The following is a 10,078-nucleotide window of genomic DNA, read 5'->3' as shown; positions in this document are numbered from 1 at the left end:
ATAACATTCAGGACAAAAATATAAGTGTACATAAATTATTGACACTATTTACAGCCGCTGTTACGATATTAGAATATAAACAGCGCTTAGAAAGAGGTGGCTTATGGACGAATTGGAAAAATGTATGGCCGGAGAGTATTATGACTGTCATGATGAAGTCTTTTTGGAATTCAAGGGCACAGCCAGACGGCTGCTGGCACAGTACCATGCCCTGGCTTACGAGCAGAAAAAGGAAAAGACGGAAATTCTGAGAAAGCTGTTCGGCAGCATGGGTACCAACGTATCTGTAGGCGTGCCGTTTATCTGTGATTATGGAAGGAATATTTATATGGGCAGCAATGTTTCCGTTAATATGAACTGCACCTTTGTGGACTGCAACAGGATCGATATCGGCAGCAATGTGCTCATTGCATCGAATGTGCAGCTGTATACGGCGACACATCCCGTGGAATTATCCCAGCGGCTTACGCCGGACTGGAATCCGGAAAGCGGGGAATATTTCTGCCGTACCTATGCGCGTCCGATTAAAATCGGGAACGGCTGCTGGCTGGGCGGCGGAGTGATCGTCCTTCCTGGCGTAACCATTGGGGACGGCTGCGTCATAGGCGGCGGAAGCGTGGTAACCAAGGACATTCCTCCCAATTCCCTGGCGGTGGGGAATCCCTGCCGGGTAATCCGCAAAATAAATGAAGAGGCCCGTAACGGTTCCATACCGGAGCCGCTGTAACAGGCAGGCACCTCAGGCAGGCCTTTGCCAGGCGAATCACCGGTTGTAATACCTGGGCAAACGATGAAACAGGCAGGGGACTGGAAGCGGCGGAATCAGGAAAAGCGGAGAAATCAGGAAAAGCGTAGGAGCGGCCAAAGGGCAGAGACGGCTCAATGCAAATCAATGCGATTTGCTTCAAGAAAAAATGTTCAGAAAAAATGGGTAAAAAAGGATAAAAAAGGGCAAAAAAGGATTTGCGGCGCACTGGCCGCGGGCTTTTTTGCTTTTTTTTCTTTTTGCCGGGGCTGTGTACTTTGGTAGAAAGAATAATGAAGGAAGGGAACCGCAGGTATGAAAAATACCCCATAAAAAGGGAGGAAGCCAGTACCCTGCTGGTACTGGCTTGAGTTATGAAAAAGAGTATCTATATTGAAAAAGCGTTATTGGCTTTCCATGGTTATAGGATACCCTATAATTGTGACCTTTTTGTGTTAAACAATTGAAGAAATTGTGAAGTAAAACGAAATAATTTTGGATCATTTCAGGACGGATGAGGAAATGGATTTCATTCGCGCATATTGTGAGGCATTCAGGGCAACCTTGCCCAGGACCTGAATGCGGTCAGGAGAAAACCTTGAAATATGCAGCGTCGGATATTCGGAATTGAATGGATAAAGTTCTACTTTATCGGCAAAAAGCTTTATTTTCCTGCATACCGTCTCCTCCTGTACCAAAAAAATACCGATTTCCTCAGAAACCAGCTCTGTAAAGGGGATGATATCAATTAATTCGTGCATACGGATAACCGGTTCCATACTGTCGTCATCAGCATACAGCGTATAGGCTACTGATCTGTTGTATACGATATGGAAATCAGGTATGGCAGCTTCTTCATGGAAAATCGGGAAATTTTTAACGGAACTGACGACAGGAATGTTACATGGCGCTTTTTCCCCGTTTTGAGACGTTTTTTCGTAACGGTAAATTTCCGGATTTTCTGTACGACCCAAAAGATAATCAACAGAACAGGATAGGAAATCGGCTATTTTTGCAAGTGTGTCTGCTTTAACCATGGAACCTCGGGAAAGCATGGAGGATATAGTGTTTTTGTTCAGCCCTGATTCCATAAGCATGTCTTTCTGCTGCAGATTTTTTTCTTTCAAAAGTTTATTAATTCGTTCGGCGACATTGGCGGGTTCGTACATGAGATGCTCCTTTAATAGTTTTATTTATCCAACAAATGTAATACCAAATATTTACAATCCACCAATTGTGGGATATACTATTATCGTGGTAATATATAAATATATTACCACAGTAATAAAGGGGAAAGAAGGGAAAATTATGTCTGTAGGTGAAAATATCAAGAAAAGGCGGGTGGCAAAGGGACTCAGCCAGGCCGAGCTTGCCGGAGCAATTGGGGTAGGGCAGTCTTATTTATCCCAGATTGAGAGAGGAACGAAGACAGCGTCAATACAGCTTGGAAAACAGATTGCGGAAATTCTGGAATGCACGCTGGATGAGCTGGCTTAAGGACAACTCTGATACCCATTGTCACATAAGAAGCGGATGCAAGAACGGCAGACGCAGGCTTGGAAGGAACTTTCAAATTACTGATTGATACAGTATCACAGGCAAGACTGCGATATGCAGGAGGTATGAGGATGAAAATAGCTGTAGCAAGTACCGGCAGCCATGTAGCCAGGCATTTTGCGCTGTGCGAAAGCTTTCATATTTATATGGTTTACGGCGGAAAGATAATGAAGGAAACGGATATCCCGAATCCCGGCCTGCGTCCTGCCATGCTGCCGGAATTTCTTGAAAAGCAGAAGGTGAATGCAGTCATCTGCGGTGGGATGGGCGGCCGGACGGAAGAGCTTTGCCGGGAAAAAGGAATTGCCACACAGGCAGGAGTTATAGGCGATACACGCACTGCCGCGTTGGATTATTTGAAGAAGCTCCGTAATGACGGGGCGTTAGAAGAGAACATAAATACTGCCTGTATCCAGGATGAGCTGATTTAAAAAAATTGCTGCGTTTGAAACGGACAGATTGTAATATAACCTTCTTTTTGTTATAATAATTTATATTGTGGTTAAAATATTATAACTAAGAAAGGAACAGGTGATTAAAATGAAAAAGTATGTTTGTGATGTATGTGGATATATCTATGATCCTGAACTTGGAGATCCGGACAATGGAATCAATCCCGGTACAGCTTTTGAAGATCTTCCCGAGGATTGGTTATGCCCGCTGTGCAGTGTCGGCAAGGATCAGTTTTCCGTAACCGAGTAATCTGGAGGAGGCCGGGAGAGGGGAACGTATTGCCCGGAGAATTTGGGAGGTAAGGATATGGCAATTGTTTTTAATGATACGCTGAGAACGGGAAATGACCTGATTGACAGCCAGCACCAGGAACTGATTGCAAGGGTCAACAAGCTGACCGAAGATTGCAGGGTTGGAACGGAGAAGCTGGTTGCTGTTCAGACTTTGGGATTTTTGATGGATTATACCAATGTTCATTTTGCAGATGAGGAAAAGCTTCAGGCAGACAACGAGTATCCGCTGCTGGATGCGCATAAGGTACAGCATGCTTCCTTTGTAAAGGCCGTGAACGAGCTGAAGGATATGCTGGACGAGGAGGAAGGCCCCAGCGAAGCTTTTGTAGAGGCTGTAAAGAAGAACATTGTGGAATGGCTGCTGAATCATATCTGTGTATGGGATAAGCAGGTGGCCCAGTTCATTAAAGAAAAATAAGAGAATAAGATGCGGCGTCAGCGCCGTGGTAAAGAGGCGGTATCCGGTGAATTACATTTCACGGATGCCGCCTTTTTGTCGTGCTGTGCTTCTTTGGAGAATACAGGCTACTCCTTTGGATAATATTTCTTTTCAAATTCATCCCAGGATCTGCTGAATTCATGGTTCATGAAGGCCTCCTTCAGGCCGGTGATCTGTTTTAAACGGATGACCTCATCCAAATCCATGCCCAGCTCCTGGCAGATTCTTTCGTCGGTCCAGCCGGAGCGGGTGAGATCCATGACAATCGCGCTCATGGGGCGGATGCCATGGGTCCCGCGGGCGCGGTTATGTCGGATGGTGGCTGCGATACGCTGGTCGAGGGGCTTGTTCAGGGTGGTGACGGGAAGGTAGCCGTGGACGCGCTGCTGGATGTCGGGATATTCCCGGGCCACCCGGTTGCGGTGGAAGCCGTCCACGATTTCACGGCTTCCGTTTCTCATGTCATAGGTTACGATGGGCATGGTGTAGCCGTCCTCCCGGATGCTTGTGTGCAGAAGGGTCATTTCGGGAGAAGCCACGTGGTTGGGGTTGTATTCGTTGGCCTGCACATTTTCCTGCCTGACCCAGAGCACGCAGTCGGTAGGCTCTTCCTGAAAAGGGCTGACCTGGGAGATTCCCTTCCTGATTTTGTTGATCGCTTCCACCTTTTCGGAAAAATCATCAATGGAGGTGATGTATTCCTGCAGTTCATCTATTAGTTGATTCAAATCCATTTTTGTTTCCTCTTTTGTTTCCTCTGTTGTATGTATGGGTAATCCGGGATCAGTTTTCCATGGTAATATAGCTGCCCCGGCGGGAAAGGCGGTGAAACCCTCTTTCGTCCAGCATGGCGATGAGCCTGGGGCTGGAGGTGACCATGCGCACGGTGGGGAAGGAGCGGAGCATGTCCTCCAGCATGAAGGTGCCGACGCCATACTGACGGAAGGCAGGAAGCACATATACGCCGGATATGGCCGTGTGCCGTTCCCTTTCCTCATGCGCATAAAAGCCTGCAAGCTTACCGTTTGCGAAAAACAGGCACCATTCCTTTTCCTCGGTATTTACCAGATAGGGCATCTCGTCCCGGTATTTTTTTTCGGCAAAGAACTCGCCCATAATAGAATAAAAGGCGGCTTTGTCATAGTCTTCTTTAAACTCCCTCTTTTGCAAATTCATCTTCAATCCTCCCGGCAGCCTCCCTGAGCTGCTTATTTGTGGACTGGATATCCCGCCGGATGATGCCGGCATATTTCTTTTTCAGCTCAAACAGGCGTTTTACATCACCCTTGGTTTCACTGAAGCTGAGCCCTGACATCCAGAAATCATTTTTTTCTATGGCGCGGGCAACGCGTTTCCAGTAAGGAGCCTGGCGGAAGCCCTGGATATTCCATTTATCGTCGGGCATGGCATCTGCGGTGATGCCGGCCTCCTTTTCCCACCAGGCCAGGAATTTTTTGATTTTACGGTAGTAGTGATCTCTTACCTCAGGAGCGTAGAGGCCCAGGCTTTCCAGGAGGAATACGGCGTACTGCTCCCAGGTCATGCCGTCGGGCTTTTCCGATTTAATATTCCCAAGAAGGCTGGTGCGGCAGTAGATGTTGCCGAAATTCACGCCCTCTACCCGGTAGAGCACTTTTTCCCAGGTTTCCGGCTCCAGGGAGCGGAACTGATCCAGTCCCTTGCGCTGGTCGTCGCCGTAGGGCTGGCAGAGCCGCTGCTCGCTGAGGGGCACGCCGTTTTTGTACATCAGTTCATAGATGTAGTTGAATTTCAGGTCAAACCGGGCTACGGCGGTCCAGTCATCGGCGGCGGACCAGTCGTAGAGCGGGTAAAAATTATAGCAGTCAATCGGCTTGTCATGGATTTTGACCCGCGTGGTCCAGGGGTAATCCTGGAAACGTTCCTTGGAGGAGCTGATAATGGTACGGAACCGGTTCAGGCTTTCGTCGGAGCGGATGCCGATGCCGGCGGCTGCAGTGCCTTTGCGGGCGGTGCAGAACCATTGGGCGAAAAAGAGGATGAACTCTTCAAATTCCATGCCTCTTCGGAACCAGGTCCATTCTTTTGGGTAGCTGTCCTCCGTTATCATAATCACGTCCTCCCTGTCGGGAAGGGGGCGCACCCATTTTTCCTTCTGTTTCTTATCCCAGCAGATCCATTTGGGGCGGATGGCGGAAGCGGCGTTTCGCAGGGATAGCGGCATGGCTACCCAGTACCAGGCGTCCACCACATCCGCCGTACAGCGTATAAGCTCGTCCACGTGGTCAATGGTTGCCTGGTACTGGGCCTCCAGATCAATGTAGAGGACTGAGATTTTTTTCCCGGTCCGGCGGGCGGCGCCGGCGGCAAGCTGCAGCATGATGGAGCTGTCTTTTCCTCCGGAAACGCTGAAATAAATGTGATCGAAATTTTTATAAATGATATCGTACCGCTCCATAGCGGCTTCATATACGTTTTTATCCCGGTATATTTTAGGCATGGCGGGGTTCCTCCAAATCATCGCAGTCCATCAGGCTCCGGCTTGGCTGCCGGTAAAATACCCATTCCGCGATTCCATTTTTGTTTTCCATGTTTTTAATGTCGTTTCTGAAGGCTTCCAGAAGCTTTTCCTTCCTGTACAGGCAGCTGAGGATTCTTTCATCCAGGGTGTTATAGGCACAGATATCCCGGATGCGGATGTCCTGATCCTGGCCGATCCGGTGGATACGGTCCTCGCTTTGCAGGCGGGTGGCCAGATCCCAGCCGTTGGAATAGTAGATGATATTATGGCAGAACTGCAGGTTAAGGCTGTAGCCCGCGCAGTCCCGGTTGGCAATGAGGAAGGTGGCGGATTCCCTGAATTCCTCCAGGTTACGGAGCCTTTTTTTCATAGGAAGGGAACCGTCAAAGCGCGCCACGTTTTCCGGGCCGTATTTTCTGGAAAGGATTTCACACAGCACATCGATTTCATAGGTATAGTTGCAGAAAATGATGTATTTGTTCCGGTTGTCAAGTACGGTAAGCAGGCGCTGCAGCCGGGGATTATCCGTAGGCTCCGCAAAAAAGGGCGAGGTTACGATATGCTCATAGCCGGATACTGCGCTTTTGCGGAAGTTCACACGGAAGCCGCTTGTTACGGCCTGCAGACCTGAAAACAGCCGGTATATTGTCTCAGGATGCATTTCGTTGAGGTGAAACAGCAGGGTGTCGGCCACGCTGTTGTAATGGGCGTTCTGTTCCGGGGTGAGCGGAAAGTAGTTAATGGTATATCTTTTATCAGGAAGCACGAGGCAGTCCTTTTTGGTAACCTGCACGGTGTAGGGGGATATTTTTCTGGCAAGATAATCCGTATTCAGACAACGGATGATTTTCTGCGGAATTTCCGGATCAAATTCAATGTGGTTGGCGGCGAAGGACCAGTAGGTTTTATAGCCCAGGATCCTCCAGTCAAGCACATGGAACTGCGCATACAGGTCGGCCTGGTTTTTGGAAATGGGCATGCCGTTGAGAATCAGCTTGTATTCGCATCGTGAGGACAGCCGGTCTATGTTCTGTGTCCTGTAGGCGTAGGGATTTTTAATAAGAAGGCTTTCATCCACCACGAGGTAGCAGGCTTCCCGTTCAGTGAGCAGCTGGAGATAGCTGTTGGCATGAAGGCTTCGGGAAAGTGTCTCAATGCCGCATATGGTAATTTTCTCAAGCATTTCCCGGGGGGACTGCTTGATGAGCTCATCCTTCAGGTTCTGCTTGGTGGAACAGGGGCAGAGCCACAGGATGTGGGTGACCTTTCCGGCCTTCAGCCGGAGCCGGCAAAGCTCCAGCGCAGTGATGGTTTTGCCTGTGCCCTGTTCCATGAACAGGGCGCCCACCTTGACCTTTTTCAATTTTTCTACCGCATTCTCCTGGTAGTCCAGGAGCTTGTTTGTCAAATGCATAATCAGTCACTATCCGCCAGATCATCCAGAATGGCTCCGGAGGATTCCAGTATTTTGTGCAGGTTGTTGATATCTTCCGTCGGTTTTGGAGGCGCCGGGGATACGCGGGGCGCGCTGTCCAGAGTCAATCTGTAGGACTCAAGAAGCTCCCTGGCCTCCGGATCAAAGCGGAATCCGTACATTTCCGCAAAATCCTCCAGTTCCTCATAATGCGACGGCTCCAGGAAGATGCCGCCGGAGTGGAAGTTGGAGGTGGGTATTTTTTTCAGGTTCACAGAGATTTCCCTGGGCATATTGGGCGATATGGCAATGTAAAAGAAGCTGCCTTTTTTGCTTTTGCTGATCCAGCGTTTATGTTCAGGAAGAAAATTGCCGGTAATGGCCTGTTCACGGGCTTCGCGGTCCGCTATGGATACGGTGAAGCCGTTTTTGAGCAGAAGATTGCCAAGTTCGGCGGCACGGTCGCAAAAACGGCCGCGGCAGGCATTCAGCCTGCGGTACCAGCAGCTTCCGTTCCATTCATAATCCATATCCCGGATAATTTCCCGGAATCGGTCGTTTTTCTCATAAATGGCCAGGATCTCGCTGTCATCCCCCCTGATTTCCACGATGCCGGCGTACTGCGGAGCATGGGGGGCAATAATGGAATCCTTGGAAATAAAGCCGGGATCGGCGCTGCTTTCCTCAGGGCGGCACCATTTCTTCCATTCCAGATATTCGGGAAGAAGCTGCTCCAGGTTGCACAGATCCTTATTGAAACGGTTGTTAATCCAGTAGGCTGCCTTTGTTTTTTCATGAATGAGATATTGGACGATTTCCTGGAATATCACAGGAAGTTCCCCGGCATTTAATTCGATGGGAGTCAGCGCTTCGTAGGTCATACGCCTGACGACCAGATCGACATTCCGCGGGTTATCGATAAAGGCCTGCAGACGGGTCAGCGCTTCCACGCGGAGAGTTTCCGCCCAGGTCACCTGCTTCCGGCTGCCCTCAAGCGGCGGCAGCTCCATGCGGGCGGCTGCCTTCCTGGCGGCGGCGTTCTGCTCGTTCCGGCTTTGCAGCAGCGCTTCCCTGCAGCATGCCGGGCAGAGGCCGGAAAACTTGTACTCTCTCATTTTTTCCCTGTTCTTCAGAGGCCCGATAATGTTTATGTAGCCTTCATGCCCACAATAAAAAGTACCGGAATACCATGCCATATAGAGCTCCCCCTTTTATCCGTTGACGAAATTCTCTTTCTTTTGCAAAGCAAAAGCGGGCTTCCTGAGGGCAGAGGATTTTCCTCCCTGTCCCGGACGGATAATCTTTGCTGTATTACTGGTTTGCCGTACCCTTCCATGCACATAGTTACCAGAGTTTCTACTACCAATTTTTGGTAAATCTATTGTAATCCATCCGAAAATTATAGTCAATTGAATTGTAAAATACTGGAAAAAGTTATCCCATCGTTTATTTTTTTGCCGGTTATTGAAAATTTTTGCCGATGTTTTGCCAAAATTAAATATAAAAATATACGGAATAAAACAACTGTGAAATAGAATAAAAACAGGGAGCTTCTGTCGGCCGGTTGGTTACGGCCGGCGGAAGCTCCCTGCAGATGTTCATTTTATGTGATTCAGCCAGGCGGAAATGAATGGTAAGATTATATTGGAAGGATTACGCACTTGTATATCCGGGACAGCTGGTTTCAGCTGATTTGCGGCGGCCCCGCTTTATAGGCCGCCGGAGCCATTCCCGTATACGCCTTAAAGGCCCTGGAAAAATAAAAGGGATCGGAAAAGCCGCAGGAAAGCGCCGTGTTTTTCACGGAGAAGCCCATCTCCAGAAGCTTTTTCCCCTGCTCCAGACGGTAATGGGAAATATACCCATTGGGAGACACCCCCAGTTTTCCGGAAAAAAGACGGTAAAGCGTGACCCGGTTCACATGCATGGCAGTGCAGAGCCGCTCCACGTTAAAGTCCGCCTTATGATAATTACCCTGAATCAGCAGCAGCGCGGTGGACAGCCGATCATCCTCCTTACGGGCGGGAACCTGCGGCGCCGGAAAAATATCCCCGTAAACACCAAGAATCGCCAGCAAAAGCCCGTTTGCCTCCCCCTTTCCCCGGGAAAGAAAATCCAGCCGCCCAAGCCTGTCAAACAAAGGAAGAATATCCTCTGCACCAATCACAGGAGCAACCGGCCAGGAGAAAGAGAATCCGGTACGTGACAATAGCCGCCCGATCTCCTTCCCCGTAAAATCCACCCACGTATACTCCCAGGGATCCTCCGGGTCCGGATAATAAAAAAGCTCCGTATAAGGGTACAAAAGGAAGCTCTCCCCCGCCGTAATCCGAAACCGTTTTCCTCCGCACTCCAGAAACCCCGCGCCCCGGATCACATAATGAATAATATAAAAAGCCCTGACCCCTGGCCCCCAGGAATGCAGATCCGAACAATCCTCCCGGCCATACCCCACAAGCCGCACCGTTTCCTCCGAATACCCTTCCAAGGTCAACCCTCCCTTCCTCATTTTTGAATCTTCCAAAATGAACGAAAAGTACATGCTTTTGCAACCAAATTATATGGAAATGTTCTTAAAATCCATTCTATAATAAAAATGTCTGAAGCCTGCGGCGATGCCGTGCGTTCTGTCTGCGGCGGGGATCGGCGGGGCGGTTTTCCAGCGGCTCCCGATCCC

At 49.3% G+C, this 10,078-nt stretch carries 12 protein-coding genes; 5 read left to right on the top strand and 7 right to left on the bottom strand.

All coding sequences use genetic code 11. The features are described from left to right. Positions 1-103 precede the first annotated feature (103 nt). Complete coding sequence (locus HMPREF1548_RS09125; RefSeq protein ID WP_021635712.1) at positions 104-727, top strand: sugar O-acetyltransferase; 624 nt, start codon at positions 104-106, stop codon at positions 725-727. 518 nt (positions 728-1,245) lie between these two features. Here the strand turns inward: HMPREF1548_RS09125 and HMPREF1548_RS09115 are convergent. Further along, complete coding sequence (locus tag HMPREF1548_RS09115; RefSeq protein ID WP_021635709.1) at positions 1,246-1,914, bottom strand: helix-turn-helix domain-containing protein; 669 nt, start codon at positions 1,912-1,914, stop codon at positions 1,246-1,248. A gap of 139 nt (positions 1,915-2,053) precedes the next feature. Here HMPREF1548_RS09115 and HMPREF1548_RS29920 point away from each other — a divergent pair, with 139 nt between their 5' ends. From HMPREF1548_RS29920 to HMPREF1548_RS09095, 4 genes are all read left to right on the top strand, one after another. Beyond that, positions 2,054-2,242, top strand: coding sequence for a helix-turn-helix domain-containing protein (locus tag HMPREF1548_RS29920; RefSeq protein ID WP_025488999.1), 189 nt, complete (start codon positions 2,054-2,056; stop codon positions 2,240-2,242). Positions 2,243-2,373: 131 nt separating this feature from the next. Then, entirely contained in the window at positions 2,374-2,733 is a 360-nt protein-coding gene (locus tag HMPREF1548_RS09105; protein ID WP_025489000.1) for a NifB/NifX family molybdenum-iron cluster-binding protein, read from the top strand. Between the two features lie 109 nt (positions 2,734-2,842). After that, positions 2,843-3,004, top strand: a complete 162-nt coding sequence (gene rd, locus HMPREF1548_RS09100) for a rubredoxin (protein ID WP_025489001.1) — start codon at positions 2,843-2,845, stop codon at positions 3,002-3,004. Between the two features lie 57 nt (positions 3,005-3,061). Further along, positions 3,062-3,466: a bacteriohemerythrin gene (locus tag HMPREF1548_RS09095; RefSeq protein WP_021635705.1), complete on the top strand. Its 405-nt coding sequence runs from the start codon at positions 3,062-3,064 to the stop codon at positions 3,464-3,466. A gap of 107 nt (positions 3,467-3,573) precedes the next feature. On the opposite strand, the gene HMPREF1548_RS09090 is transcribed toward HMPREF1548_RS09095, so the two are convergent. From HMPREF1548_RS09090 to HMPREF1548_RS09065, 6 genes are all read right to left on the bottom strand, one after another. Continuing rightward, on the bottom strand, positions 3,574-4,221 hold the full coding sequence (locus HMPREF1548_RS09090; protein WP_021635704.1) for an IbrB-like domain-containing protein: 648 nt from the start codon (positions 4,219-4,221) through the stop codon (positions 3,574-3,576). A gap of 49 nt (positions 4,222-4,270) precedes the next feature. Continuing rightward, a complete protein-coding gene (locus HMPREF1548_RS09085; protein ID WP_021635703.1) occupies positions 4,271-4,663 on the bottom strand; it encodes a GNAT family N-acetyltransferase in 393 nt (130 codons plus the stop codon). Further along, the gene (locus tag HMPREF1548_RS09080) at positions 4,638-5,966 is read right to left on the bottom strand and encodes a DUF3440 domain-containing protein (RefSeq protein WP_021635702.1); all 1,329 of its coding nucleotides are present in this window, start codon (positions 5,964-5,966) and stop codon (positions 4,638-4,640) included. The genes HMPREF1548_RS09085 and HMPREF1548_RS09080 overlap by 26 nt, the downstream gene beginning before the upstream one ends. Continuing rightward, on the bottom strand, positions 5,959-7,401 hold the full coding sequence (locus HMPREF1548_RS09075) for a DEAD/DEAH box helicase (RefSeq protein WP_021635701.1): 1,443 nt from the start codon (positions 7,399-7,401) through the stop codon (positions 5,959-5,961). Before HMPREF1548_RS09075 ends, HMPREF1548_RS09080 begins: the two co-directional genes overlap by 8 nt. A gap of 2 nt (positions 7,402-7,403) precedes the next feature. Next, complete coding sequence (locus HMPREF1548_RS09070) at positions 7,404-8,597, bottom strand: hypothetical protein (protein WP_021635700.1); 1,194 nt, start codon at positions 8,595-8,597, stop codon at positions 7,404-7,406. Between the two features lie 488 nt (positions 8,598-9,085). Beyond that, on the bottom strand, positions 9,086-9,889 hold the full coding sequence (locus tag HMPREF1548_RS09065) for an AraC family transcriptional regulator (protein WP_243003264.1): 804 nt from the start codon (positions 9,887-9,889) through the stop codon (positions 9,086-9,088). Positions 9,890-10,078 lie beyond the last annotated feature (189 nt).

It is taken from the genome of Clostridium sp. KLE 1755 (genome assembly GCF_000466465.2).
In the GTDB taxonomy this organism is placed as follows: Bacteria; Bacillota; Clostridia; order Lachnospirales; family Lachnospiraceae; genus Eisenbergiella; species Eisenbergiella porci.
This window is presented reverse-complemented; position numbering and strand designations above follow the sequence as displayed.

Excerpts from the sequence above, each read along its gene's own strand:
- HMPREF1548_RS09085 (WP_021635703.1), bottom strand. The coding sequence starts at position 4,663 with ATGAATTTGCAAAAGAGGGAGTTTAAAGAAGACTATGACAAAGCCGCC.
- HMPREF1548_RS09105 (WP_025489000.1), top strand. The coding sequence starts at position 2,374 with ATGAAAATAGCTGTAGCAAGTACCGGCAGCCATGTAGCCAGGCATTTT.
- HMPREF1548_RS09080 (WP_021635702.1), bottom strand. The coding sequence starts at position 5,966 with ATGCCTAAAATATACCGGGATAAAAACGTATATGAAGCCGCTATGGAG.
- rd (WP_025489001.1), top strand. The coding sequence starts at position 2,843 with ATGAAAAAGTATGTTTGTGATGTATGTGGATATATCTATGATCCTGAA.
- HMPREF1548_RS09075 (WP_021635701.1), bottom strand. The coding sequence starts at position 7,401 with ATGCATTTGACAAACAAGCTCCTGGACTACCAGGAGAATGCGGTAGAA.
- HMPREF1548_RS09115 (WP_021635709.1), bottom strand. The coding sequence starts at position 1,914 with ATGTACGAACCCGCCAATGTCGCCGAACGAATTAATAAACTTTTGAAA.
- HMPREF1548_RS29920 (WP_025488999.1), top strand. The coding sequence starts at position 2,054 with ATGTCTGTAGGTGAAAATATCAAGAAAAGGCGGGTGGCAAAGGGACTC.
- HMPREF1548_RS09090 (WP_021635704.1), bottom strand. The coding sequence starts at position 4,221 with ATGGATTTGAATCAACTAATAGATGAACTGCAGGAATACATCACCTCC.
- HMPREF1548_RS09095 (WP_021635705.1), top strand. The coding sequence starts at position 3,062 with ATGGCAATTGTTTTTAATGATACGCTGAGAACGGGAAATGACCTGATT.
- HMPREF1548_RS09070 (WP_021635700.1), bottom strand. The coding sequence starts at position 8,597 with ATGGCATGGTATTCCGGTACTTTTTATTGTGGGCATGAAGGCTACATA.
- HMPREF1548_RS09125 (WP_021635712.1), top strand. The coding sequence starts at position 104 with ATGGACGAATTGGAAAAATGTATGGCCGGAGAGTATTATGACTGTCAT.